Origin of the sequence: Priestia aryabhattai, assembly GCF_023715685.1 — a bacterium.
Classification (GTDB): Bacteria; Bacillota; Bacilli; order Bacillales; family Bacillaceae_H; genus Priestia; species Priestia aryabhattai_B.
Map to the genome: position 1 here is coordinate 85,549 of NZ_JAMBOQ010000007.1, position 26,856 is coordinate 112,404.

Annotated in this window: 26 protein-coding genes; 18 read left to right on the forward strand and 8 right to left on the reverse strand. The window is 37.2% G+C overall.

All coding sequences use genetic code 11. The features are described from left to right. Position 1 precedes the first annotated feature (1 nt). Complete coding sequence (locus M3225_RS24050) at positions 2-919, forward strand: ABC transporter ATP-binding protein (protein ID WP_251398627.1); 918 nt, start codon at positions 2-4, stop codon at positions 917-919. A gap of 283 nt (positions 920-1,202) precedes the next feature. Here the strand turns inward: M3225_RS24050 and M3225_RS24055 are convergent, their stop codons facing one another. Beyond that, positions 1,203-1,778 carry a GNAT family N-acetyltransferase gene (locus M3225_RS24055; protein ID WP_016763051.1) on the reverse strand — a complete coding sequence of 192 codons (576 nt, stop codon included), beginning with the start codon at positions 1,776-1,778 and terminating at the stop codon, positions 1,203-1,205. Positions 1,779-2,224: 446 nt separating this feature from the next. On the opposite strand from M3225_RS24055, the gene M3225_RS24060 reads away from it, so the two are divergent. The 6 genes from M3225_RS24060 (at position 2,225) to madM (ending at position 8,494) form a co-directional block, all read left to right on the forward strand. Further along, a complete protein-coding gene (locus M3225_RS24060) occupies positions 2,225-3,601 on the forward strand; it encodes an amino acid permease (RefSeq protein WP_251398629.1) in 1,377 nt (458 codons plus the stop codon). 205 nt (positions 3,602-3,806) lie between these two features. Beyond that, positions 3,807-5,210: an amino acid permease gene (locus M3225_RS24065; RefSeq protein WP_251398631.1), complete on the forward strand. Its 1,404-nt coding sequence runs from the start codon at positions 3,807-3,809 to the stop codon at positions 5,208-5,210. 420 nt (positions 5,211-5,630) lie between these two features. After that, complete coding sequence (gene spxA, locus M3225_RS24070) at positions 5,631-6,029, forward strand: transcriptional regulator SpxA (RefSeq protein WP_013055422.1); 399 nt, start codon at positions 5,631-5,633, stop codon at positions 6,027-6,029. Between the two features lie 201 nt (positions 6,030-6,230). Further along, complete coding sequence (locus tag M3225_RS24075) at positions 6,231-7,127, forward strand: LysR family transcriptional regulator (RefSeq protein WP_285886003.1); 897 nt, start codon at positions 6,231-6,233, stop codon at positions 7,125-7,127. A 195-nt stretch (positions 7,128-7,322) separates the two neighbouring features. After that, the gene (gene madL, locus M3225_RS24080) at positions 7,323-7,736 is read left to right on the forward strand and encodes a malonate transporter subunit MadL (RefSeq protein WP_251398635.1); all 414 of its coding nucleotides are present in this window, start codon (positions 7,323-7,325) and stop codon (positions 7,734-7,736) included. Next, entirely contained in the window at positions 7,733-8,494 is a 762-nt protein-coding gene (madM, locus tag M3225_RS24085) for a malonate transporter subunit MadM (RefSeq protein WP_251398637.1), read from the forward strand. Before madL ends, madM begins: the two co-directional genes overlap by 4 nt. A gap of 96 nt (positions 8,495-8,590) precedes the next feature. Here madM and M3225_RS24090 read toward each other — a convergent pair whose 3' ends face one another. Further along, entirely contained in the window at positions 8,591-9,256 is a 666-nt protein-coding gene (locus M3225_RS24090; protein ID WP_251398639.1) for a TerC family protein, read from the reverse strand. Positions 9,257-9,616: 360 nt separating this feature from the next. On the opposite strand from M3225_RS24090, the gene mecA reads away from it, so the two are divergent. From mecA to pepF, 4 genes are all read left to right on the forward strand, one after another. Next, entirely contained in the window at positions 9,617-10,297 is a 681-nt protein-coding gene (mecA, locus tag M3225_RS24095) for an adaptor protein MecA (RefSeq protein WP_013055427.1), read from the forward strand. A 215-nt stretch (positions 10,298-10,512) separates the two neighbouring features. Beyond that, positions 10,513-12,030: a cardiolipin synthase gene (gene cls / locus M3225_RS24100; RefSeq protein ID WP_251398641.1), complete on the forward strand. Its 1,518-nt coding sequence runs from the start codon at positions 10,513-10,515 to the stop codon at positions 12,028-12,030. Between the two features lie 120 nt (positions 12,031-12,150). Then, on the forward strand, positions 12,151-13,332 hold the full coding sequence (locus M3225_RS24105) for a competence protein CoiA (protein WP_251398643.1): 1,182 nt from the start codon (positions 12,151-12,153) through the stop codon (positions 13,330-13,332). Between the two features lie 163 nt (positions 13,333-13,495). Beyond that, positions 13,496-15,313 (forward strand): oligoendopeptidase F, encoded by a 1,818-nt coding sequence (gene pepF / locus M3225_RS24110; RefSeq protein ID WP_034267646.1) that lies wholly within the window; start codon positions 13,496-13,498, stop codon positions 15,311-15,313. A 31-nt stretch (positions 15,314-15,344) separates the two neighbouring features. Here the strand turns inward: pepF and M3225_RS24115 are convergent, their stop codons facing one another. The 5 genes from M3225_RS24115 to M3225_RS24135 form a co-directional block, all read right to left on the reverse strand. Then, on the reverse strand, positions 15,345-15,524 hold the full coding sequence (locus M3225_RS24115) for a hypothetical protein (protein WP_251398645.1): 180 nt from the start codon (positions 15,522-15,524) through the stop codon (positions 15,345-15,347). 300 nt (positions 15,525-15,824) lie between these two features. Continuing rightward, positions 15,825-16,676, reverse strand: a complete 852-nt coding sequence (locus M3225_RS24120) for a ClpXP adapter SpxH family protein (RefSeq protein WP_251398775.1) — start codon at positions 16,674-16,676, stop codon at positions 15,825-15,827. A 26-nt stretch (positions 16,677-16,702) separates the two neighbouring features. Next, positions 16,703-17,113, reverse strand: a complete 411-nt coding sequence (locus M3225_RS24125; protein WP_251398647.1) for a globin domain-containing protein — start codon at positions 17,111-17,113, stop codon at positions 16,703-16,705. A 286-nt stretch (positions 17,114-17,399) separates the two neighbouring features. After that, complete coding sequence (locus M3225_RS29700) at positions 17,400-18,089, reverse strand: lytic transglycosylase domain-containing protein (RefSeq protein WP_285886006.1); 690 nt, start codon at positions 18,087-18,089, stop codon at positions 17,400-17,402. Positions 18,090-18,093: 4 nt separating this feature from the next. After that, the gene (locus M3225_RS24135; RefSeq protein ID WP_251398649.1) at positions 18,094-18,684 is read right to left on the reverse strand and encodes a CYTH domain-containing protein; all 591 of its coding nucleotides are present in this window, start codon (positions 18,682-18,684) and stop codon (positions 18,094-18,096) included. A gap of 216 nt (positions 18,685-18,900) precedes the next feature. Here M3225_RS24135 and M3225_RS24140 point away from each other — a divergent pair, with 216 nt between their 5' ends. From M3225_RS24140 to M3225_RS24155, 4 genes are all read left to right on the forward strand, one after another. Beyond that, positions 18,901-19,287: a UPF0738 family protein gene (locus tag M3225_RS24140; RefSeq protein WP_251398651.1), complete on the forward strand. Its 387-nt coding sequence runs from the start codon at positions 18,901-18,903 to the stop codon at positions 19,285-19,287. Positions 19,288-19,314: 27 nt separating this feature from the next. Continuing rightward, on the forward strand, positions 19,315-19,950 hold the full coding sequence (locus M3225_RS24145; protein ID WP_251398653.1) for a GTP pyrophosphokinase: 636 nt from the start codon (positions 19,315-19,317) through the stop codon (positions 19,948-19,950). Positions 19,951-20,011: 61 nt separating this feature from the next. Then, entirely contained in the window at positions 20,012-20,809 is a 798-nt protein-coding gene (locus M3225_RS24150; protein WP_025749877.1) for an NAD kinase, read from the forward strand. 14 nt (positions 20,810-20,823) lie between these two features. Then, complete coding sequence (locus M3225_RS24155) at positions 20,824-21,717, forward strand: RluA family pseudouridine synthase (protein ID WP_251398655.1); 894 nt, start codon at positions 20,824-20,826, stop codon at positions 21,715-21,717. Between the two features lie 35 nt (positions 21,718-21,752). Here the strand turns inward: M3225_RS24155 and prpE are convergent, their stop codons facing one another. Further along, on the reverse strand, positions 21,753-22,493 hold the full coding sequence (gene prpE / locus M3225_RS24160; RefSeq protein ID WP_251398657.1) for a bis(5'-nucleosyl)-tetraphosphatase PrpE: 741 nt from the start codon (positions 22,491-22,493) through the stop codon (positions 21,753-21,755). Between the two features lie 177 nt (positions 22,494-22,670). On the opposite strand from prpE, the gene mgtE reads away from it, so the two are divergent. From mgtE to M3225_RS24175, 3 genes are all read left to right on the forward strand, one after another. Continuing rightward, positions 22,671-24,047, forward strand: a complete 1,377-nt coding sequence (gene mgtE, locus M3225_RS24165; RefSeq protein ID WP_251398659.1) for a magnesium transporter — start codon at positions 22,671-22,673, stop codon at positions 24,045-24,047. A 159-nt stretch (positions 24,048-24,206) separates the two neighbouring features. Beyond that, complete coding sequence (locus tag M3225_RS24170) at positions 24,207-26,066, forward strand: monovalent cation:proton antiporter family protein (protein WP_251398662.1); 1,860 nt, start codon at positions 24,207-24,209, stop codon at positions 26,064-26,066. A 213-nt stretch (positions 26,067-26,279) separates the two neighbouring features. After that, positions 26,280-26,792, forward strand: a complete 513-nt coding sequence (locus M3225_RS24175) for a CotO family spore coat protein (protein ID WP_251398665.1) — start codon at positions 26,280-26,282, stop codon at positions 26,790-26,792. Positions 26,793-26,856 lie beyond the last annotated feature (64 nt).

Sequence of the window (26,856 nt, forward strand, 5' to 3'; positions counted from 1 at the left end):
CATGACAGATAAATTATTAGAGATTAAAGGCCTAAAGCAACATTTTTTCACAAGCAAAGGAACAATTAAAGCAGTTGATGGTCTGACGTTTGACATCTTCCGCGGAGAGACATTAGGGCTTGTAGGTGAATCCGGTTGCGGAAAGTCAACGACAGGCAGAACGATTATTCGTTTATACAACGCTACTAGCGGTGAGGTACTATTTAATGGCGAAAATGTACATGGTCGCAAATCTCGCTCAGAGCTTAAAAAATTCAATCGTAAAATGCAAATGATTTTCCAAGATCCATATGCGTCGCTTAACCCTCGTATGACCGTAGCAGATATCATAGCAGAAGGCATTGACATTCACTGTTTAGCTAAGACGAGAAAGGAGCGTATGGCAAAGGTTCATGAGCTTCTTGAAACAGTAGGTCTTAACAAAGAACATGCAAATCGCTATCCACATGAGTTTAGTGGTGGCCAGCGTCAGCGTATCGGTATCGCAAGAGCACTGGCAGTAGAACCTGATTTTATCATCGCAGATGAACCAATCTCAGCTTTGGACGTATCTATACAAGCTCAAGTTGTTAACTTAATGAAGAAGTTACAGCGTGAACGTGGACTAACATATTTATTTATCGCCCATGATTTATCAATGGTGAAATACATCAGTGACCGCATCGGCGTTATGTATAGAGGGAAGATTGTAGAGCTTGCACCAAGTGATGAACTTTATCGAAACCCTGTTCATCCATATACAAAAGCGTTGCTTTCAGCTATTCCGCTTCCCGATCCTGACAGTGAAAAAACGCGTCAGCGCAAAATTTATGATCCAAGTATCCATAATTATAATGGTGAAGAACCGGAGCTTAGAGAAGTATCTCCAGGTCACTACGTGTCTTGTTCTCAAGCAGAGTTTGCCACATATACAACATAACAAAAACGATCTCACAACGAGGTCGTTTTTTATTTGGTTATCAAAGAACACTAAGCTTCAAGTTGCAAAAAAATATGTAAGAACAAGTAACATTAGCGCTTTACAGGTATTATACAGTAAAGGGTTAAAAAATACTATTGAAAATTTTCAGAATTTTATATTTAAGACAAATTATCTAGGTGTAAACCTTATAACTAAAGGAATATAAGTGATTAATAATGTTTTTAATTGAATAATCATTCAAAAAAGTTATAAAAGAAGGTAGACAAATGTCTACCTCCTTTTATAAATCTGCTAAGATATCGCCGTCTTTACGATTTTTGTCAATTTTTAATACTTGATCTGCCGGCTGATAAGACGCACCGTATATTTCTTTGTCTTTGTACGTATGAATTAACTCGTACGTTTTTTTCATTTTATTTAAAATGCTTTCCTCTGTTTCAGAGGTAGGAGACCAATATAGAATTTCCATCTGGTTAATTTCATTTGTAGCTAATGACCGGCGGTTATAGCCGATTGTTTGAGCATGCTTAAAGTCTGCACGTTTATAAAAATGCAGTCGTTTTGCTGAGTCTGAATCTTTATAGTCCACAGGCTCTACTTCCAAGATAATTGGTTTGTTATGCTGTTTTAACTCATCAATTAATTTACCGCCAAGCCCTTGACCGCGAGCGTCTTTTGAAACAAAGAGGTAATCAATAAAGATAAATTGTTCTGTTTCCACGTACATTAATACGTGATGAGGACCTTCATTTTTATGATAAATATCGCTGCGTTCTTGTAAAAGCGTTTCGATATGCTTCTTTGATTTCATTTCTTCAATGGGAAAATATTGACTTAGTTTTTCATACCAATTCATAGCATCCTCCTACTGATCTTTTCATGATGATGTTCAAAATAGTGTTTAAACAGTTATCTTATCTTTACCCTTTTTAGGGAAAAGTAAGCATCTATAATTGAAAATATAGAAGAATAATCGACTTACTATTCTTAATAATCAGATAATTATAGTAATATAAGAACATATAATGGTAAAAATCGTTTTAATTATATTTTAACCGTAAGTTTATTTGTGGAAATCACAAAAAACTATCGCATTTTTTGTGATTTTTGATAAAATGAACAAAGTGAAGTTTTTTAAATATTGTATTTTATAGATGTGATAGCGTTAAAAGTGCAGGTGTGAAACTTGCCATATCAGATTTTTAGTACATACACTGCCTAGAATCATTTGGCTAAAAAATAAGTTAATACTAATACAATTAGCCGCTATTATATGAAATGGATATGTTAGGAGAGAGAATTATGCAAGGGAACACGCAAGGGAACACCCAAGAAAAAGAATTAAGCCGTGGACTTGAGGAAAGACATATTAGCTTAATGTCTTTAGGTGCAGCTATCGGAGTTGGACTGTTTTTAGGTTCTGCATCCGCTATTCGGTTAGCGGGTCCTGGTATTCTTATCATGTATGGAATCAGTGGTCTTATTATGTTTTTTATTATGAGAGCGCTAGGTGAAATGGCAGTGCAAAATCCAGTAGCCGGTTCTTTTAGTAAGTATGCTAATGATTATTTAGGGCCACTCGCTGGTTACTTAACAGGCTGGAACTACTGGTTTATGTGGATTATTACATGTATGGCTGAAATTACGGCTGTTGGAGTATATATGGAGTTTTGGTTCCCGGGGGTACCTCAGTGGATATGGGCACTTGCAGCACTCGTTATTATGACAGGGGTTAACTTTTTAGCTGTAAAAGCATATGGTGAACTAGAGTTTTGGTTTTCTCTTATTAAAGTAGTAACGATTATTCTTATGATTGTGCTTGGACTAGGTATGATTATCTTTGGAATTGGAAATGGCGGTATTGCAACAGGGATCAGTAATTTATGGAATCACGGGGGCTTTTTCCCGAATGGTATGAAAGGTGTTCTTTTATCACTTCAAATGGTTATGTTTGCTTACCTTGGTATTGAAATGATTGGAGTAACAGCAGGAGAGGTAAAAAATCCTGAAAAGACCTTAACAAAAGCAATTGATAATGTACTGTGGAGAATTTTGATTTTTTACATCGGAGCTTTGTTTGTTATTATGTCTATTTATCCTTGGCCAGAGATCGGAACACAAGGAAGCCCATTTGTTTTAACATTTGATAAAGCTGGAATTCCCGCTGCGGCAGGGATTATAAACTTTGTAGTGTTAACAGCGGCTTTATCTTCTTGTAACAGTGGAATTTTTAGTACAGGTCGTATGTTATTTAATTTAGCTCAGCACGGGGAAGCCCCAAAACGCTATGCCAACTTAACAAAAGGCGGCGTGCCTGGTGCAGCAGTTATAGCTTCAGCTGTTGTACTGCTAATCGGAGTTGGCTTAAACTATGTTGTTCCTGATAAGGTGTTCACGTGGGTGACGAGTATTGCCACTATTGGAGCGATTTGGACATGGGGAATTATTTTACTTTCTCAAATTCGCTTCCGCAGAGGATTAAGCGATCAGCAAGTAAGTGATTTAAAATATAAGCTTCCGTTTTTCCCATATACGTCGTATCTCTCTCTTGCTTTCTTAGCGGGAGTAGTAGTGGTGATGGGTTTTTCCTCTGATACAAGAATAGCGCTTATTGTAGGTCCGATATGGTTTGTTTTGTTGGTTGTTGTCTATTATTCAAAAGGTTTTCATAAAAGATAAAAAACACACGGCTTCTTGATGAAGCCGTGTATTTTTTTCCAAAAGAAAATGAAGGATTTATTATTTCCCTTTTCGCTTTAGTGTGCTAATATATTATATTGTTAAACAAATGAAGAAATAAATAATTTCTATGTTTTAATAGATAAGCATCGAGCTTTCTATGTCAAAAGTTTAAGCTTTTAGAAAGCAAAAGGAGAAACGGCAAATGAAAGATAAAAAATGGGGCCTTTGGTTTTTAACAGCCTTTGTAGTTGGTAATATGGTAGGCGGCGGAGTGTTTATGCTTCCTTCTAATTTAGCAAACGTATCAAGTCCAATCGGTTCAACACTTGCTTGGATTGCAACAGGTCTTGGCGTGTTCATGATTGCTCTTGTGTTCGGGAACTTAGTCATGAGAAAGCCTGAATTAAAAGGAGGACCTCAAAGTTATGCAGCGAACCTTTTTTCATCGCCTAAAGCAGGTAAAGTAGCAGGGTATAGCATGGCTTGGGGTTACTGGGCAGCAAATTGGGCTGCAACAGCATCTGTCATCATATCGTTTGCGGGATATTTAACAACGTTCTTTCCAGTAATGGAGAGTAAGGATATTTTATTTTCAGTCGGAGATTTTCAATTAGAAGCTGGAAAATTTATTACGTTTTTAGTATGTTCTGTTGTACTATGGGGAATTCAAGCTATTTTGCAGCGAGATATCAATAGCGCCGGTAATATTAACTTTATCACAACGGCAGCTAAAATTATTGGATTCGGTTTATTTATTGTTGTGGCGCTGTCGCTATTTAGCGCATCCAACCTAGTCAGTACAGAATTTGTTAATTCAAAGGGTATAAATGTAGGATTAGGAAGTCAGGTCAATGGCGCAGCCATTGCTACGCTGTGGGCGTTTATCGGAATTGAATCAGCTGTACTGTTATCTAACCGTGCAAAATCACAAAAAGTAGTAAAGAAAGCAACGCTGCTTGGATTATTAATCTCAATGGTTATCTATGTAGGAATTACGCTTCTAGCTATGGGGATTCTTTCAACAGCTCAGCTTCAGCAGTCTCAAAAGCCTTTAGTAGATACGTTAGAAATGGTTATTGGACATAAAGGTGCTTACGTAATGGCCATTTTAGCACTTATATCTTTATTAGGTTCTACTGTTGGATGGATTGTTGTTAGTGCAGAAGTTCCTTATCAAGCAGCAAAATCAGGGTTGTTTCCACAGTGGTTTGCTAAAACGAATCAGAACAATAGTCCAGCCCGCTCACTAACATTAACAAATGGCTTAACACAGTTGTTTCTGTTTGCGACTATTTCGGGTACAGTTTCGCAAGCCTATAATTTCGCTATCGTTGTAGCTACTCTCGCTTATTTAGTTCCTTATTTCGTGACGACAGTTTATCAATTAAAGCTTATTGTGACGGGTGAGACGTACGATATAATTAAAGGATCGCGAGTAAAAGACGGAATTATTGCCTCGTTAGCACTTATTTATTCGCTTTGGGTGATTAAGACAGGGACAGCTGATTTAAAAACATTTTTCCTAGGTATTGGCTTATTTGTAATCGGGCTGTTACTGTATCCTATTTTAATGAGACGAGGAAAAAGCACATCAGCTATTAAATAAATAAAAGGTTATCTCAAAAGCTTTGCAGAAAAGTCTTTTCTTCTGCAAAGCTTTTTTAGTGACTAAAAAGTTTGAGGCATTTGTGAAAGAAAAAAATAATAAAAAAAAATGAAACTAATCTACGGGTTTATTCGTAATAGTAGTGTGGTAAATAAATAATGAAGAAAATCGGCAATGAAAATAATGACAGTGAAGGAACGAACTAATGTACTAGTTCACTTTAAAAAGTATATCATTCCGATGAAGTTTATAGTATAATGCAAATAGATATTATTTTTTAAAAGTAATTATAAAGTAGTATCGATTTTCATTATCAGTCATTAAATATTTACACTCGATGAAGTTTGTATAAAACAACATGATTTACAGTTCATGTTTTGAATGTTATGACCGATTATGATAGAAGGAGTGAAGGAGTAAATGGTTACATTATATACATCACCAAGTTGTACATCTTGTCGTAAAGCGAAAGCTTGGTTAGAGGAAAATGATATTGGATATACAGAGCGTAATATCTTTTCAGAGCCGTTATCAATCGATGAGATTAAAGAAATTTTACGTATGACAGAAGATGGAACAGATGAAATCATTTCAACACGTTCGAAAACTTTCCAAAAACTAGACGTTCAGGTAGATGCTATGCCTTTACAAGATTTGTATGAATTAATTCAGCAAAATCCTGGCTTATTGCGCCGCCCAATTATCATTGATGAAAAACGTCTACAAGTTGGTTATAATGAAGACGAAATCCGTCGTTTCTTACCACGTAAAGTGCGTACTTTCCAACTTCGCGAAGCTCAAAGACTTGTGAATGGTTAATTTTTATATTTGTCTGTTTAAGATTTAAATAAGAAACCAACAAAGTAACGTTTGCTTGAAGTTGGTATATAAAAAATAAGCAGCAGGGAGCCAATGGCTCCCTGCTGCTTATTTTTTGTCGAAATAGCAGGGAAAATGAAGTATATATGTAATTAGTAAAGTAAGAGAGTAATTAAACATATAAAAGTGGTGGTGAACGGATTGGAGCTTTTACAGCTAAAATATTTCCAAGTAGTTGCTAGACTAGAACATATCAGCAAAGCGGCCGAAGAGCTATACGTATCTCAGCCTGCGCTCAGCAAAACGATTTCACAGTTGGAAAAAGAGCTAGGTATTCGTTTGTTTGATAGAAACGGTAAATACATTAAATTAAATCGGTATGGTAAAGCATTCTGTGCCAAAGTAGAACTTGCTTTAAAAACATTGGAAGATGCAAAGCACGAGCTAAAGGATATGTCGAACGATCCATCTGAAGAAATTCGTCTTGTTGTATTAGCTAGTTCACATTTACTTCCAGAGCTATTAAGCAGGTTTCGTGAGCAATATCCTCAGGTGCGGTTTCGGTTGATGCAGCATTTGACTAATTCCAATTCACAGCCTGATTTTGATTTATGTATTTCAGCTTTTCCATTAACAACCCGTCAGATCGAACATACTCCTTTGCTTCGTGAATCGATTTTGCTTGCAGTGCCTCTTGATCATCATTTAGCCAAGCAATCGCATGTAAAGTTAAATGAACTTAAAAATGAAAAATTTATTGTGCTAAAGAAAGGGAAAGAGCTAAGAAAAATAACGGATGTGATTTGTAAGGAACAGAATTTTGTGCCTCAAATTACGTTTGAAAGCGATGATCCAGCAACAGTGAGAGGCTTGATTAGAGCGAAGCAAGGAATAGGTTTTATTCCTGAAGTGACTTGGGGGGGTTCTACAGGAAAAGATGTAAAACTGCTGAAAATTGAAGGGGAAACATTTGAACGTACTATCTTTTTGGCTTGGAACAACGGCGGCTACGTGACGGATTTACAACAAATCTTCAGACAGTTTGTGATTGATTATTTTAAATATTTACCCTCCGGTATGTCTCATGAATACATATAAGAATCATGACTAAATGTCATGATTTTTATTTCTTTTTCGAATAAATCTAAAGTGAACAGTAGAGAAAAACTGCATTATGTCATTTTTGATATAAATATATAACTAAAAAAGCATAGGTTATTCAACTTTTTTCCTTTACACTATTTTTAAATCATAAAGTAAACGCTTTCGATAATGTGTTGGGGAGGAAGTAATATGATAATCTTCGGTGTAGCATTGCTGTCTATTTGCATGTTGATAGGAGTAATTGTAGGGGACGCATTAGGAGGGCTGATGGGAGTAGAAGCCAACGTTGGAGGAGTAGGGGTATCCATGTTTCTTCTTGTACTAGCAGTGGATTATTTAAAGAAGAAAAATAAGCTCCAAGTAAAATCCGAAGAAGGCATTGCTTTTTGGGGAGGCATTTATATTCCTATCGTGGTAGCAATGTCTGCGCAGCAAAATGTTGTAGCTGCTCTAGATGGAGGAGGCATGGCGATTCTTGCAGGGGTAGTAGTAGTCGTAGTAGGCTTTCTATCCATACCATTTATCAGCAGAATAGGAGAGAAAGCGAAGGTGAACGAACAAGAAATAGAGCTTTCTATTTTACCTAAGGAGCAGATAAAATGATAAATATGATCAAAGAAGGATTAGAAAATAACGGGCTGATTACGGCATTTGCTGTTATTGGGATTGTCATGTATATTGCTTATTTTTTATCAGATAAATTAACAAAAGGAAGAGTTCACGGATCTGCTATTGCTATTATGTTTGGATTAATTCTTGCTTATATCGGTGGAGTGAACACAGGAGGAGAGAAAGGAATTTCTGATATACAGTTATTTTCAGGAATTGGTTTAATGGGCGGAGGGATGCTGCGAGATTTTGCCATTATTGCTACTGCGTTCGGCGCCAATTTTAGCGAAGTGAAAAAAACGGGAATCGGCGGAATTACGGCTTTGTTTTTTGGGATTTTCTATTCCTTCGTAATAGGTATAATTATTGCTCTTTGTTTCGGATACAGAGATTCCGTTGCTTTGACCACAATCGGAGGAGGGGCCGTGACCTATATTGTGGGGCCGGTTTCTGGAACTGCGATTGGAGCCTCTTCTGATATTATCGCGTTGAGTATAGCTGTAGGATTAATTAAATCCATTTCAGTTATGATTTTGACCCCGATATTTGCTAAGAAAATCAAATTAAACAACCCTCGTACAGCTATGATATATGGAGGAGTTATGGGGACGACGAGCGGTGTAGCAGCTGGTTTAGCCGCGACAGATGTAAAACTTGTACCCTACGGAGCCATGACAGCTACATTTTATACAGGTCTTGGTTGCTTACTTGTACCATCTATTCTTTTTTTACTCACAGAGATTATTTTTTAAGTGTACAAAGTGTTTTATGAATAAAAGACTGCGGTGCTCATTAAACTAAAGAAAAGGCCATACTAAATAAAAATGTTTAGTATGGCCTTTTCTTTATCATTTAGTTGAACGAATGCTATTAACAACCATGCCGCTTATCAGCACAACAGCAATTGTTATAAAAGGTATGAATGTTCCTAGAGATGTATGGTCTGCAAAGAATGAATGTAAGTTCTTTTCATGTCCAATCATATTTCCAGCAGTATAAGCTAAAATAGCTGCTCCACCGTAAACAAGCAGGGGAAATCGTTCCATCAAATACAAAATGAGCTTGCTTCCCCAAACAATGATGGGGACGGATACAAGTAATCCGATGACAACCAAGATAATATTTCCATGAGCTGCGCCTGCTACAGCTATTACATTATCTAGTCCCATTACAATATCAGCAAATACAATCGTTCTTACAGCGGCGCCTAATGTCACACCTGCACGGATTGAGGACGCATCATCACCTTCTGATACAAGAAGCTTAAAGGCAATGATCACTAATAAAAAACCGCCGATGAGCTGCAAGTAAGGAATAGTTAGTAAATAAACAGCTAAAATAGTAAGTACTATGCGAACTACCACAGCTAAGCCAGTCCCTAAAAAAATAGCTTTATTTCGCTGATATTCAGGTAAGTTGCGGCTTGCTAAGGCAATAACAATAGCGTTGTCTCCACCCAATACAATATCGATACCGATAATAAGAAGAATGGAGGTTATTAATTCTAAATCCAATAGTCTTCCCTCCCAATATGTAAAGATAAGTAGCTCATATTGCTTTATCTGTGTTCATTTTTAACAAAAAGCGTTCATAGGGTAAAGAGATTATGTATATAACAAAGTAAGGTGTAAGGTGGCTATGAGTTGCCAGAGTATTTTTTATTTCCTTTCTTTCGCATTTTGTCATAAAATAGATATACAAGGTTCACTCAAATAGTGTATGCTTGTATATCCCAAGTTAGAATGCTTTACAAAGTGAGAAAGTACATGTAATATTGCTTTAACACGGGGGTAAAATAGTCCCTTCATCGTTTAGGGGTAATGTTCGAAATGGCCGGATTACCTTCACTGATTTTTCCGAAGGGAGAGATGATAATGGAAATCGAACGCATTAATGAAAACACAGTAAAATTCTTTGTCACTTACGTAGATATTGAAGAACGTGGATTTGATCGCAATGAAATTTGGTTTAGCCGAGAGCGCAGTGAAGAGCTATTCTGGGAGATGATGGACGAAATTCATCAAGAAGAAGAGTTTGTAGCAGAAGGTCCTCTTTGGATTCAAGTACATGCGCTTGAGAAGGGGCTAGAGGTTATTGTAACAAGAGCACAAGTTTCAAAAGACGGTCAAAAGTTCGAAGTACCTGTTGGTGAAAATGATAAAATCGATATCCCTGTAGATGGAAAAATTGAAGCGTTGCTTGATCATCAAGCGAATCAAAATAAAAAAGCTGATTTTGAAGAAGAAATTATAGAAGACGAAGGGCTACAGTTCGTCGCACGCTTTCAAGACTTAGAACATTTAATTTCCTTAAGTCACCATTTAGAGTTAGATGATATCATCAACAGCATGTACGTGTTTGAAGGAAAATATTATTTATACGTTGAGTTTACAGATGATGAAGACTTTGTAGCTGAAATTGATAACATTTTAAGCATCATTTTAGAATATGCAAATGAATCAAATGTAACAGTTCATCGTTTAATGGAATATGGAAAAGAATTAATCAGTGAAAATGCACTTGAACAAGTAAAGCAGTATTTTCCTTTACGATAATAGCAGCCGATTTCATGTATATGAAATCGGTCTTTGTTTTGCCCTCTTTTTTGGAAATGCTCTCCGCTCATATCGAACAATATAGGTAGAAAAAGCAGACGGCTGGTTCCTACACGGGGAAAGTGTAGGGTTAAAATAACAAGTTTGAGGATAATAACGGTATAGAGACCTGTTATTAATGATGAAAGATTGGTTTTAGGATAGGTGAAAACAAGTTGAAAAATAGATTACAGCTTTTAACTTTTGTTATTGGTATTATTGCTTTGCTTTATTTTACAAAAGGATATTGGGACGGTAAATTTATTGGCGTGCTAAGTATCTTAATTACGATTAGTGTTGTTTTCATCGGTCTTGTCATTTCATTAGAAAACCGTCATCCAACTCAAACGCTAACGTGGCTCGTAGTATTAGGCGGTTTCCCAGTAATAGGATTCTTTTTTTATTTGTTATTTGGACGCAATACGCGAAAACGTCGTTTATTTGCTAAAAAAGCAAAGCTGGATGAACAGGTGCTTTTAAAGATGGAAAGAGATTCCGGTATATTAGACAATCACTTTGAACAGTTGGGCACAAGTAGAAAGCAAATGCTGAAGCTAGCCGTCAAGCTTGGTAAGAGTCCAATTTCTTTTTCATCAGATACGCGCGCATTGACGAATGGAAAAGAGACGTTTCACGAAATTATGGAATCATTAAAGCATGCAAGGCATCATATCCACTTAGAGTATTACATCGTACGACATGATCACTTGGGAGAACAAATTAAAGATATTTTAATTCAGAAAGTACAAGAAGGAATTTATGTACGTTTCTTGTATGATGCCGTGGGAAGTTTTCAGCTTTCACCGCATTATATTCACGAATTAAGAAACGCCGGCGTAGAAATGATTCCATTCTTGCCGGTCAGACTTCCATTTCTCAACAATAAAATCAACTTTCGTAATCATCGTAAAATTGTAGTCATTGATGGAACAATCGGATTTGTAGGAGGTTTGAACATTGGTGATGAATATCTCGGGAAAAGTCGACATTTTGGCTTTTGGAGAGATACCCATTTGATGGTGAAGGGTGAGGCAGTCCGTTCATTACAGCTTATTTTCTTGCAAGACTGGTATTATATGACAGGTCAGACGATGCTTACTCAAACGTATCTATCGCCTGATTTAATTGACATTGATATGGAAAAGTGTGGCGGTGTTCAAATGATTGCTGGCGGGCCAGACCGTGAGTGGGAAATTATCAAACACTTATTTTTTTCGATGATTACGTCTGCGAAAGAATCCATTTGGATTGCTTCTCCTTACTTCATACCTGATGAAGATATTTTTACTTCCTTAAAAGTAGCTGCTTTAAGCGGTATAGATGTACGGCTTCTTGTACCTCAGAAGCCCGATAAAAAAATTGTTTTTCATGCATCACGCTCTTATTTTCCGGAGCTGCTAGAAGCAGGTGTGAAAATTTACGAGTATAAAAAAGGATTTATGCACAGCAAGATTGTGATCGTTGATAGAGAAATTGCCTCTATTGGAACAGCTAACATGGACATGAGAAGCTTTCATTTGAATTTTGAAGTAAATGCTTTTTTATATCGCACAGCTAGTACCCAAAAGCTCGTATATGAATATATGCAAGATTTAGAAGAAACGAGTGAGCTTCACTTTAAAGACTTTGAAAAGCGGCCATTTATACAGCGGTTATTTGAATCAACAGCCCGTTTGCTTTCACCGCTATTATAATCGCTATAAACCACATTGCGTATGCTGCAATGTGGTTTTTTTCTTAAAGAAAAGGGTTTTAGTAAAAAGGTGTCGAATATAAGGATATAGCTCGCTACTATAGGAAGGAGAAATGTACGATTGTTAGTTGCCCAAACAGAAAAAGGCATCGTTTCACTAGCTCAGCGCTTTTCCATTGAACAGCTTAAGCTGTGGAAAAAAGAAAAGCAGTTCTACTGTCCCTCTTGTCAATCCCCTGTACAGTTAAAGGTAGGTACAAAAAAAATTCCTCATTTTGCTCACCTGAAAAAAATGTGCGTCGCTCAGCATGAAGGTGAAACAGATTATCATCTTGACGGAAAGCGAAAGCTGTTTCACTGGTTTAGTTCTCATCTTGAAGTCGAGTTAGAAAGTTATCTTCCTGAAATTATGCAGCGTCCAGATCTTCTTATAGATACGCCCTCGCAAAAATATGCAATCGAATTTCAATGTGCTTCCTTATCTTCCTCAGTACTAACCAAACGTTCTGTTCATTATGAGAAGGGAAATTATACGCCTCTTTGGATTATGGGGGCAAAAAGAATGAAGCGCTTATCCACTTATATGTACCAACTTTCTTTTCAAGAGTGGCAGTTTCTCACTCTTTCCGATTATACACCCACCCTTCTTTATTTTTCACCTTCTACTAATCAACTGTTGAAGCTTGAACATCTTATTCCTTTTTCATCTCAGATTTGTTATGCACAGCTTGTCGTGCTCTCTCCTCACGAGCATATCTTTCATGATCTTTTTTCTACACATACACAACCTCAATTTTTCTCTTCATGGATAAAGAAAAAGAAGGCGTGGAGAACGCATTATACCCTCTATCCTAATCAGAAGCTTCAGCCCTTTTTGCACGCTCTTTATGAAAACAATATTCCTCCATCCCATATTCCAGCAGAAGCAGGCATGCCGCTTTCTTCTTTATACATGATCGAAACGTCTGCTACTATATGGCAAACGTGGCTGCTTCTTGATTTAATGCAGCAGAAGCAAGTAGGGGATTTAGTTACAGAAAAAGAGTTATGCAGGTTATGGCTCTACAGAATTCATCAGCGACATATTGTGTTTCGGTCTTTGCCGATGGCCCCTGTCGTTGTGGAACAGCCCCTGTTTGAGTATATAGAGGTATTATGCCGGTTAGGGATGCTAACGTCTATAAATTCTGGGGTATACAAAATCAGAAGACCTTACACGATTCCAAAGCAAACATCCGATGCTTTTTTAGAAGATGGACAAATGATGAAAAAGTGGTTAAATCAAGCAAAAGAAGTGACATAACCACTGAAAATCAGTACGCTTAAGAAAGAATCCTTTTTTCAAAAGCGTACTGACTTTTGATTAATTCTTTTAAAACAACATACAATAACGGAAGAAATAAAAAGGATTCGCTTTAGAAAAAGCGAACAGTTATAGACAGGTAGAAAAAGATGGAGGGATGACCATGAGTGAACAATCAAAAGTGAAAAAGTTACCAAGTAGAAGTGAGATAAAGGTAGAAGATACGTGGAAACTAGAGGATATTTTTGCTTCAGATGACGCATGGGAAAAAGAATTTGAAGAAGTAAAAGCTCTTATTCCGAAAATGGAAAAATTCAAAGGGAAACTTGGAGAGTCGGCTCAAACTTTATACGACGCTCTTCAAGAGCAAGACGAGCTCACAATGCGCGTTAGTAAACTTTATACATATGCCCATATGCGCTACGATCAAGATACGACTAACTCTTTTTATCAAGGGTTAAATGATCGTATCAAAACACTTTATACTCAAATTGCAAGTGCACTATCGTATGTAACACCAGAAATTTTGTCTATTGAAGAATCAAAAATTAAACAATACATGGCGGAACATAAAGAGCTAAAGTTATATGCTCATGCATTAGATGAAATTACTCGCGAACGTCCACACATTTTATCAGAAAGTGAAGAAGCGCTTCTCGCTCAGGCTTCTGAAGTGCTAGGATCTTCTAGCAACACGTTTGGAATGTTAAATAACGCAGATTTGGAATTCCCTTCCATTAAAGACGAAAATGGAGAAGAAGTAGAAATTACGCACGGGCGCTATATTCGTTTTTTAGAAAGCAGCGATCGCCGCGTACGAGAAGAAGCGTTTAAAGCGGTGTATGAAACGTACGGTAAATTTAAAAATACGTTTGCAAGTACCTTAAGCGGCACGGTGAAAAAAGATAATTTTAGCGCCCGCGTTCGTCACTATAATTCGGCTCGTCACTCAGCTCTTAGTACAAATAATATTCCAGAAGAAGTATACGATAACTTAGTTAAAACAGTGAACGATAATTTGCATTTATTGCATCGATATATTGATTTACGTAAGAAGGTATTGGGAATTGAAGAACTTCATATGTATGATCTCTATACGCCTTTAGTAAAAGACGTAAAAATGGAAGTAACCTATGAAGAAGCAAAAGATTATATTTTAAAAGGCCTGAAACCATTAGGCGAAGACTACCTTAATGTGTTAAAAGAAGGATTTGAAAACCGTTGGGTAGATGTGCATGAGAACAAAGGCAAGCGAAGCGGTGCTTATTCTTCAGGAACGTACGGCACCAATCCTTATATCTTAATGAACTGGCAGGATAATGTAAATAACTTGTTTACACTAGCCCATGAATTTGGACATTCTGTACACAGTTATTACACAAGAAAAACGCAGCCGTATCCTTACGGAGATTATTCAATCTTTGTTGCAGAAGTAGCTTCAACTTGTAATGAAGCGCTTCTAAACGATTATTTACTAAAAACGATTGATGATGAAAAGCAGCGCTTATACTTGCTTAATCATTATTTAGAAGGATTCCGCGGTACGGTATTCCGTCAAACGATGTTTGCTGAATTTGAACACGATGTTCACGTGCGTGCTCAAAACGGAGAGCCGCTTACACCTGAATTATTAACAAAATTGTATTATGACTTAAATAAAAAGTATTTTGGAGACAATTTGGTAATTGACGAAGAGATTGGATTAGAATGGGCTCGTATTCCGCATTTCTACTACAATTACTACGTTTATCAATATGCTACAGGATTCAGTGCAGCAGCAGCATTAAGCAAGCAAATCCTTGAAGAAGGAGATGCAGCAGTTGAGCGCTATGTAGGTTTCTTAAAGTCAGGAAGCTCTGATTATCCAATTGAAGTGTTGAAAAAAGCAGGAGTGGACATGACAACATCTCAACCTATTGAAGAAGCACTAGCCGTATTTGAAGAGAAATTAACGGAAATGGAACGTTTATTAAATCAATAAAATTAAAATGAAGCAGGAGCTGTATCCTGCTTCATTTTTTAAATCCTCGAAATTTATTGTGATTGTTAAGCAATGTAAAAATAATAAGAATAGCTAAAAATAAAAGAGGGCCTGCAATAATGAGAGGAACAAGCTGCATAAGAGATAAAATATAGAATAAAAAAGAAAACAAAAGGATAACAGTGCCTAGAGTAATTCCAGCAATTTTCATAGTTAACACCTCTATTAAAAGCATAATTAGTTGTACTATATGATTGAATCTGGCTGTTTATGAAGTTTTTTTATAAAAAAGTGAATAAAATTGAAAAAAGGGGTTGCCAAAAGTCGACATAATTTGCTATAGTATTAATCGTGAAGTTTATCACAAAACAAACATATACCCCTTTGTTTGACCGTGAAAAATTTCTCCCATCCCCTTGTTGTCTTAAGACAAACGAAAAGACTTGGCGAAAGCCAAGTCTTTTTTGTTTAGTCGATGCTTATGCATTGTATAAGCATCGACATTTAATGATTAACAGCTCTTTTCAGTACTTCGCCAAAAGGTTCCGTATTTGACAGGAACTCTCTCAACAATTTGCTGAAGCTGAAGTTTTTTCAATTCTTTTTCAGCCTCTTCTAATGATAAACCATACACAACTGCAACTTCTTTTGAAGCAACAAATTGAAAATAGCTTAAAAATGAACGAAGAGGCGGAAGACAAGCTGGATCTGGGTCAATTTCTAACATCTCTTTAATGATGTGTACGTATGTTTCGTACGAATAGTATCCTGATATCTTAATGCCTTCTTCTTCAACTTTTTCGTTGAAGAACACAAGAGTTGGAATCTCATCGACATCCATTTCCGACGTGATTTTTAAATCACATTGAAAGGCCTTCGCAGCGTAATCTGAATGCAAATCTTTTACGAATTCATTAACATCTAGCCCCACATGTTTTGCACATTGTATTAAGACAGATTCTTCTGTAACATTTTGTTTTTCTAAAAATACTACTTCTTGAAGTCTTCTCAAAAAGCGAATGCCCTGTTTCTTTCCTTGCAGCCCGGCCGCTTTAATCGCAATTGATGCAGCATAAGGAGTATCGATTGGGTTTTCAAGCCACAGATTGCCGTCACATGACATGCCGGAGCGGCTTCCAGTTTTCTCCCACGATTTTGCAATATATTCAAATCTCTGCTGTGCTCCAATATTTAATTGCTGCAAGTTTCCGCCAAGCACATGCTTGAGGGATAACAGCTGACCATATTCTATTTGTAACTTCTTTAGAATAGGCTCGAGTGCCCAGCATTCCGGGCAAAGAGGGTCAACAAATACATAGATTTCAAGCGGTTTTTTATTTGACCCTTGACAAAGCTGATGCAAGGATGGGTATTGGCTATTTAGATTACTCAATGTGAAAATCCTTTCTCATCTGTCTGTTCCGGTGAATTAATCATGTGTTGGGCAGTTAAAATAAGACGATGATAAAGTCCATCTCTCTCAGGGCCTTCTAAATTAATTTCGTCCATTGCTTCATGCATACACGTCAGCCAGGCTTTGGCTCTTGACGGTGTAATTTCAAAAGGAAGATGCCTAGCTCTCAGCATAGGGTGACCATGCTCTTCAGTGTATAACGAAGGCCCTCCTAAATATTGTGTCAGAAATTGCTTTTGCTTTCGTGCTGTTTCTGTTAAATCGTCAGGAAAAATTGGCGCGAGCTCAGGATGTTGTCCAACGCGTGTATAAAAAGCATCAACAAGTTTTGAAATCGTATGTTCACCGCCTAATAATTCATAAGGGGAGTGGATTTTTTCTCTCATGTTGATAACTCCTTTGTTATAAGAAATATACGTCTTAACTCTTTGGTGTTTTTTACTTTCCTTAATTTTAGCAGTGTCATTTCGTTAACTCAAACTATCCGCTTACTTCTTCTACTGGAAAAGAGATAAAGTGGAATTCTACATAAGAAAGGTCTATGATGCTGTGGCGAATCATTAATTATGAGAAACAAAGGAATACTTTCACAAACGTTTCCTTCTATTTATATAGTGTAACCTCGACAAACTATAGCCATTCCATGTTCGAGTGGCGAATGATTTGACTCTTTTACACAAGATAAGAAGACATAATTTTATTTACATATTTTTGCGTTTCTTGAAAAGGGGGTACTCCGCCGTATTTATCGACATTACCTGGTCCAGCATTATAGGCCGCCAACGCTAATTTTACGTTTCCGTCGTATTTATCTAACATTTGTCGAAGATATTTGGCTCCTCCAAATACATTTTGCTTGGAGTCGTACGGATCTTCTACACCAAGAGCTTTAGCGGTTGCCGGCATAAGCTGCATAAGCCCAGCCGCTCCGACAGAACTTTTGGCAGATGGATTAAAGTTTGACTCTTGCTTAATAACAGAATGAATAAGTTTAGGATCCAGCTGGTAGCGTGTAGCTGCTTCTGTAATTATCGTTTGTACATCCTTAGAACTGGCCTTTGCCGTTTCGTTTTTTTGTGCAGGTAAGGCAGCAGATGAAGCCGTTGCCTTACCTGAGGAAGAAACAGCTGGCTGAGACTGCATTTGAACCGCCATAGCTGGAAACACCTGCGCTGCCTTCAAGTAAAGATTGGTACTCATTTGAGGCTCTTGATTGACGTAGTCTTGAAAAAGCTGAGCAAATACAGAGAGTAAAGTTGTACCAAGCATCACGTTAGCTGTAGGCAGCTGGTTGTTGACTGAAAATGGCTGAGTCCCAGGAAATTGAACAGAAGACATGTAATTGTTAATATTCATGCTCATGAATTTATTCTCCATCCATTAACGTATACTTTCGCTTGTAAAAGCGTCGAATTTTGTTTTCCGTGGGTTTCTTTTTAATATCAAGCTCCGTAAGCAATTGCTCAAAATATTTTGCCCCTTCAGTGGCATCGGGTACTTCGTATTCAAGTTCATAATCCTCAGCACCTAGATAAAAGCTATGATCGAGTACAAGTAACCCGTTTTTATATGGAATTTCTGCTCGACTTGTACGCAAAGTGCCAAAATAAGTTAGCGTATGGCTATCGACTTGTAAATCAGTAATAAGCTGTTGAATCGTTGACGGAATCTTGGCACTCCCATCTAGCAATTTTTTAGCTTGTTCATTTGTTAATGCTTCATGTGTTTCTAAAAGACCCTCTTGATGAGGCTGTTTGAGCGTGAGAACAGACTTATCTTTTTTACTTCGAATTCGCAGGGCAGCCCCGCAGTCTTTTAATGAGAAAGCAGGTGTATCAAAATAGTGGTTTTCTTGAGAAACAAACTGATCTTCAGTTAATTGAAAGTGTGAGCGGAGACGATCAAACTCTTCTTTCGTTACTATATTTTTAAATTCAATTTCAATTTCTTGTTTCAATGAAATCATCCTTTTAATTTAGGTCTTTTGGTGAGGCACTTTCCATCTTAATTTATCACACTTTTTGAGACAGTAAAACTACATTTCCTAACAGGAATATCCATATGGGGAATTTGGAAAATGAAGAAATACGGATTGTTTAGGTTTTACCTTTATTAAACGTTCCTGGAATGTGTTAAAATAGTAACGAATTGTATAGTTGGAAGGAGTTTATTTATGCACAATCGAATTGACATCACTACCTGTGTGATGAAATCAAATGAATTACATTTAAAAGCAGACCCTATTGAGACGGAAATTGAACAACTGGAAGATACAAAACAAATGCTTGTTGACTCAGATAACATGTCATTTGTATATGTTGTAGATATTAATGATCAATTTATGTATGTTGGCCTTAGTGATAATATTTGGGCAAATTTAAAGCACGTCTTACATAAAGGTATGAAAGTATTTTTAGAAATTAATAAGGAAGTAATTGAACTGTCAGCCGTTAAAGAAGAGCTATCTTATCTCATCAGTAATATCGAAGGAAATGTGAATTATGGAGACGAGATGGTAGCAAGAGTAGAGGAAGTTTTTTTAGATAAAGAAAATAAGTAATAGAGAGAAAAAAGGGGGGTGTTATTAATGATCAGGCATTGGGATTTATTTTTAGCACCGTATAAACAAGCCGTTGAAGAACTTAAGGTGAAATTAAAAGGAATTCGTTCACAGTATGATATGAAGTCTACGCATTCACCTATTGAATTCGTGACGGGACGAGTAAAGCCTATCGCCAGTATTTTGGATAAAGCGACTCGAAAAGGAATTTCTCTCGATCGCTTAGAGGAAGAGATGCAGGACATTGCGGGACTTCGTATGATGTGTCAATTTACGGACGATATTAAAGCGGTCGTAGAGCTCCTTCGTCAGCGCACAGACTTTGAAATGATTGAAGAAAGAGATTATATTCTTCATAAAAAAGAAAGCGGCTATCGTTCATATCATGTGGTCGTATGTTATCCTGTTCAGACAATTAAAGGTGAAAAGAAAATTTTAGTGGAAATTCAAATTCGTACACTGGCTATGAATTTTTGGGCTACAATTGAGCATTCTTTAAATTATAAGTACAGCGGGAAATTTCCTGAGAATATCAAAAAGCGACTTCAGCGTGCTTCTGAAGCGGCTACTCAGCTCGATGAAGAAATGTCTCAAATTCGAGGTGAGATTCAAGAAGCCCAGGCTATTTTCTCACGAAAAAAAGAATCGGCGGAAGAATCTTAGGTATGACTCAGCAACAGCTTTGTACATTGGATGGATAGGGGGAGAGAATTAGGTGGAGACAATAAAATTTGCTATTACATCAAAAGGCAACCAAATATCAAATACGCTTATGCAAAAAATGAAAACGTATTTATTAGATTTTCATTTAGAATATGATGAAAACCAGCCTGATATTGTAGTGTCAGTAGGAGGAGATGGAACGCTTCTCTACGCGTTTCACCGCTATCGAAACCGACTTGACAAGACGGCTTTTATTGGGGTTCATACCGGCCATCTAGGCTTTTACGCAGATTGGACACCTGATGAGATTGAGAAGCTGGTGATTGCTATTGCAAAGACACCCTATCAGACTGTAGAGTATCCACTGCTCGAAGTGATTATTCGCTATACAAACGGTGGGCGCGAAGCTCGATACTTAGCTCTGAATGAATGCACGGTAAAAAGTGTAGAAGGTTCTTTAGTAATGGATGTGGAAATTAAAGGACAGCGATTTGAAACATTCCGAGGAGACGGCCTCTGTGTATCCACTCCCTCGGGAAGTACAGCTTATAACAAATCCCTTGGAGGCGCGATTTTACATCCTTCGCTTCAAGCTATTCAAATTGCTGAAATGGCTTCTATTAACAATCGAGTGTTCCGTACGATAGGTTCTCCCTTGGTTCTTCCTGGACATCATACAGCGCTGTTAAAGCCTGTAAACGACGCAGACTTTCAAATTACCATTGATCATTTAACTCTTTTACATAAAGATGTAAAGTCGATTCAATTTCGGGTAGCAAGCGAAAAAATTCGATTTGCTCGCTTTCGCGCGTTTCCTTTCTGGCAGCGTGTCAGAGACTCTTTTGTATGTGATGATTAAAGGCAGGGAAGAGAATGAAACAAGTTTTTACGTTGAGTTGGACCGTGGATAATTCTTTCGAGGGTGTAGCGGTTCGCGAATTTTTAAAAGAACATGATATTTCCAAAGCTTCTCTGACGGACATTAAGTTCAGAGGAGGAGCAATTGAAGTAAATGGAAAGCATGCAACGGTTCGGTATATTCTGCAAAAAGGTGACGAAATCAAGGTGGCGTTTCCACCAGAAAAAGCAAGTGAAAGTCTTCTTCCTAAAGCTATACCTTTGGATATTGTATACGAAGATGAGTATATATTAGTTTTGAATAAGCAGCCAAACATGCCAAGTATACCTTCTCGAGAACATCTAACGTGGTCACTAAGTAATGCTGTGCTCTATTATTATGAGAAAAATAACATTGACTCGACTGTTCATCTTGTGAATAGGTTGGACCGAGACACATCTGGGCTGCTTATTGTCGCCAAGCATAGGCACGTTCATTACTTATTCTCTAAAGCACAAAAAGAACATGAAATTAAACGCGTATACCGAGCTTTTGTTCATGGTAAGCTTGTTGGCAAGGAAACGATAGAGGCACCGATTGGCCGAAAAGAGTCAAGTATCATCGAACGGGAAGTAAGAGAAGATGGGCAGTTTGCTATTACACACTATACGGCGCTTCGTCAATATTCTTCTTTTACAGAAGTTTCTCTTTCGCTTGAGACGGGGAGAACTCACCAAATTCGTGTTCATATGGCTTATAAAGGATATCCACTGCTTGGAGATACTCTATATGGCGGAACGAATCATCTTATTTCTCGTCAAGCTCTCCACAGCTATGAGCTCACTTTTTTTCATCCTTTTTTTAAAAAAACATTGTCTTTTACAGCACCTTTGCCGTCAGATATGCAGAAACTTCAAATCGTAAGATAAAAGTCGCTTTTTTTTAATGAAAAGCGACTTTCTTTTTACACGAAGTGATTAAATTTTTCCTCTACATAAGGCATAGATGAAGGCACCGATATAATATTCCCTTCAGGATACTGAAACGCCGTTAAAGCTCCTCCAAAAACTGCGCCTGTATCAATATTAATGGTATTATGAATTTTTCTGGCTTTTACTACGGGTGTATGCCCATACACGATAAAAGGTTTTCCGTTATAATGTTTGGCCCAATCCCGCCGGACAGGCATGCCATTTGGATGTTTTTCACCCGTAATGTCTCCGTACAACACAAATGTTTTTACTTTTTTATCCGTTCTGCCAATGTATTCAGCTTTAAGACCGGCGTGAGCAATAATTAATTGGTTTTGATCAAGCTGCACATATAGAGGTGATTGTTCATAAAGCTCAATGAACTTTTTTTTAATGAATTTCTGTTCTCTTGAAGGCAAAGCTTCGTACTCAGCAACGGTCGTTTCTAACCCATGAGTAATTTGCACTTTGTTACCGCAAAAGAAGCGATATAGCTTATTGCAGTGATTGCCTGGACAGTAGTAAGCTTGCTGATGCTTTATTACAAGCGACCATACGAGTTCAATCACTTTTAGTGAATGAGGTCCTCGGTCTGTTAAATCACCTACAAATCCAAGGCGCCGTCCGTCAGAGTGGACAGGAATCCCGTCTTGCCACTCATACCCAAGTTTTTCTGTTAACACTTTTAATTCATCATAGCACCCATGGATATCGCCTATTATATCTACTTGCATCTTTTATCCACATCCTTAAAAGGTTTTTCCTTTGACGATATAAAATTACCCTTATATGGAGCAAACTATGTGTAGAACTTATATATTATTGGGAAAAGAGTAAAGAGCTGTGAGTTGAAAAAAAACAAAATTCATCATAAAGTTAAATGAGTTTTGTGCGACAGGGAGGTTGAAGACATGACAGATTCAATTGAAAAAGAAGAAAAGGCATGGTTCGCCGAACATTTATTATCACTTTTAGAAAAAAATGAAATCGATGCATTTCGTGAAGAATTTTTACATATGCATACGTATGACCAAGCTCAATTTTTTGAAGAATTAGATGAGCCTTCTAGATTTGCGCTGTATGAGATGTTATCTCCGGAAGAAATGGCAGATATCTTTGAAAATGTAGAGATACGAGAAGAAGATTATCAAGAAATTCTCTCAGAGATGCATCCGAATTTTGCAGCAGACATGCTGTCAGAAATGTCTGCGGATGATGCCGTTGACGTATTAAATGAATTGGATAAAGAACAAGTGGCGAGTTATTTAACGATTATGGATGAAGAAGCAGCCGATGAAATTAAAGAGTTGCTTCATTACGAGGAATATACCGCTGGAAGTATTATGACGACTGAGTTTGTGGCCATTCGTGAAAATCAAACCGTACATTCAGCTATGCACATTTTACGCAGGGAAGCTCCAGAAGCAGAAACGATTTATTATGTATTTGTTATTGATGAACAAAAGCATCTAGCAGGTGTTATCTCTCTTCGTGATTTAATTATAGCAGATGACGATACGATGATAAGCGAAGTTATGAATGAACGAGTCGTATCCGTGTCAGTAGCAGAAGACCAAGAAGAAGTTGCGCGTATTATGCGCGATTACAACTTTCTTGCGCTTCCAGTTGTTGATTTTCAGCAGCATCTTCTCGGGATTATTACGGTTGATGATGTGATGGATGTTCTTGATGAAGAGGCATCGGATGACTATTCTAAATTAGCCGGTATTAGTGATGTAGATGATACGATTGATCACAATCCTTTAGTAGCGGCAAAAAAGAGGCTGCCTTGGCTTATCATTTTGCTGTTTTTAGGAATGATGACAGCGAGTTTAATTGGACGTTTTGAAGATACGTTGAATCAAGTAGCAATTTTAGCTGTATTTATACCTTTGATTGGCGGTATGGCTGGTAATACAGGGACACAGGCACTAGCCGTTGCGGTTCGTGGACTGGCGACGGGAGAAATTGAAGAAGAAAGCAAATTTAAGCTGTTAATCCGAGAAGCAGCTACCGGAATGATTACGGGCGCATCATGTGGACTTTTAGTCGTATTAATTGTTTATATTTGGCAAGGAGATCTTATTTTAGGCGCTTTGGTAGGCGTCTCTGTATTTTCAACATTGATTGTGGCTACACTAGCAGGAGCGTTTATCCCGCTTCTTATGCACAGGTTCAAAATTGACCCTGCAGTCGCATCAGGACCATTTATTACAACGATCAATGATCTTATCAGTATTTTAATTTACTTCGGTCTAGCGACAACATTTATGAGTTATTTAAAATAATAACAGGAACTTTAGAATTCGGCATGAGTAATCATGTCGGATTTTCATTATCAGTTCATATAGTTGACAGAGAGCCTTCAAGCTTTTATGATTAACCTTTAATTTTGAATACTAACGTCTTCGTTTTACAAATAGCGAAGGTAAAAGGAGGGGAATCTAATGGAACAGCACGCGTCCTTTACATCACTTGTTATCGTCATTAGTTTGGCCTTTTTAACGCCTATACTGTTGCATCGGTTTAAACTCAACATTATACCTGTAGTCGTGGCTGAAATTATTATGGGATTAATTATAGGAAAAAGTGGTTTTGACCTTGTTGAGCAGGATATGTGGCTTGAAACACTTTCCACTCTAGGCTTTATCTTTTTGATGTTTTTAAGTGGTTTAGAAATTGATTTTTCTGCTTTTGCGGGAGGAAATTCAAAAGACAAAAAGGCATCAGGGGCGAAAGTGCCAAATGCTTTTTCCATTTCTATACTAGTGTTTGCAGCTATCTTTGCGGTTTCACTATTTTTGTCCTATGTTTTTGTATGGACAGGTTTTATTGATAATGCCTTTTTGATGACGCTTATTATTTCTACCATTTCACTAGGAGTAGTAGTGCCGACGTTAAAAGATGCACAGATTATGAAAAAGCCGATTGGACAAACCATTTTACTGATTGCGGTTATTGCGGACTTAGTCACGATGATTTTACTAGCCGTATTTGCTTCCGTCTATGATAAATCAGGAAATAGTAATACATGGTTGATTTTAATTTTATTTGGAGTAGGAGTGATTTTATACTTCATAGGGAAGCAGTTTAAAAACCGATCGTTTCTTGAAACAATGTCTAAAGGCACAATTCAAATCGACACGCGCGCCGTATTTGCACTCATTATCATTCTGGTGGGCCTTTCGGAATCAATTGGTGTTGAGAACATTTTAGGCGCTTTTTTAGCGGGATCACTCGTTTCTCTTCTTGCGCCTAACAAAAACTTAGTTCATAAATTAGATTCGTTTGGCTACGGATTTTTAATTCCTATCTTTTTTGTGATGGTAGGAGTTAAGCTTGACGTTTGGTCATTGTTCAGTGATAAAAAAGTGCTGATTTTAATGCCTTTATTATTTATTGCATTGTTAATATCCAAGCTGGTCCCAGCGTTAATTTTAAGAAAATGGTATGATATGAAAACTGTTTTGGCATCGGGTTTTCTTTTAACATCGACTTTATCACTTGTTATTGCAGCAGCAACGGTTGGTGAAAATATCGGTGTTATTGATTCACAAATGTCCGGTGCGCTGATTTTGGTGGCGATTATTACATGTATTATTACACCAATTATCTTTAGAAAGCTATTTCCAAAGCCAGAAATCAATGACAAAAAGTTGAAGGTTAATATGCTCGGTGCAAATCAATTTACACTCCCGGTTATTCGAGAAATGGATCTTGATTTATATGATGTGACGATTTATCATCCTACTCAGGACAAGATTGAAAACCGTACGTCCGATTCTATTTTTAATATCGTCGACATCGATGGATATAGTCAGGAAACTTTAAAACGTATGGAAATTTTAGATGCGGATGTATTAGTTGTGACAACAGGAGAAGAAGAGAGAAATAGCGACATTGCTCTATTTGCAAAAGAATATGGTACAGAACGGGTTATTGCCCGCGTAGAAAGTCCTGTATTAGATGAAAAGATGAAAGAAAATAACATTGAAGTTTTTTCTGTACTGTTATCTACGACTGCATTGCTAAAAGCTTTAATCGAATCGCCAAATATTTTAAATATCTTAACGAATCAAGAAACAGCACTTTATCAAATCAATATGCGTAACCCTAAATATGAGGGGGTAGAGCTTCGTAAGTTCCCATTTACAGGAGATGTGATTTTTGTTCGAATCTTTAGAGGCAAAGATTCCATTGTACCTCATGGCGATACGGAGCTTGAATTTGATGATCGTTTGATTGTAACAGGGTCTCGTTCGTATGTGAATGAATTGCGTATGCTTCTTGAGTATAAAATTAGATAAAGGTATTTAGGTGGGTTTAGTTTTCTACCTTATTAAATGAGGGAAAAGCGCTGCATATGCAGCGCTTTTTTTTATGATTTTTTCAATGCTGAAAACAAAAGTATAGCGCTGATTTTGTTTCCAAAAAGGCTACCGCAAAAAAATAAACAAGTTTTTCCGTGTGCAAGCATACATTTTTAAAAGAACGATAACAAGCAATTGGAGGTATGCTTCATGACTAACTCAAAATCTAAGTCAGAAGAAAACGAGCCGCTAATGTACATTGTCCAGCCAAACGCTACGCAAAATCAGCGTTCTATGCAATATTATTTCAGTTCAAAACAGCAAGACAATAAAGGAATAAAGAAAGAGCATGTGTTAAAAGAAGAGCCCAGCTTTTCTTCCATTCAAGAAGTCAAAGAGCCTGACGTAGAAAAAGTGGAAGAGATTAAGCTAGAAAAAGAGGAAGAGCGTTCAATTGTTCCCGTGGATATACCGCAATCAGAGACTAAAAAGCCAAATAAAATGTTTCAGTCTATGACGATTAAAGAAAAAGTTGAATTTCTATGCAGCTTCCCAGCTCATATGTCTCAACCAATTTGTGAAATTACGTGTCGAAACCAACAATATATAGGAACAATTTTAGAATTAAAAGAAGGAAGTTTATACGTAAGCGTTCCTCCTAATAAAGAGAAAACAGTATTGACGTTTCATGATATTCAGACCATATCTATCGTTAAAATTTAAGTAACTCTAAAAGCTAACAGTGAAAAAGCACGTTAGCTTTTATTTTCATAAGTTTGTGAATGCA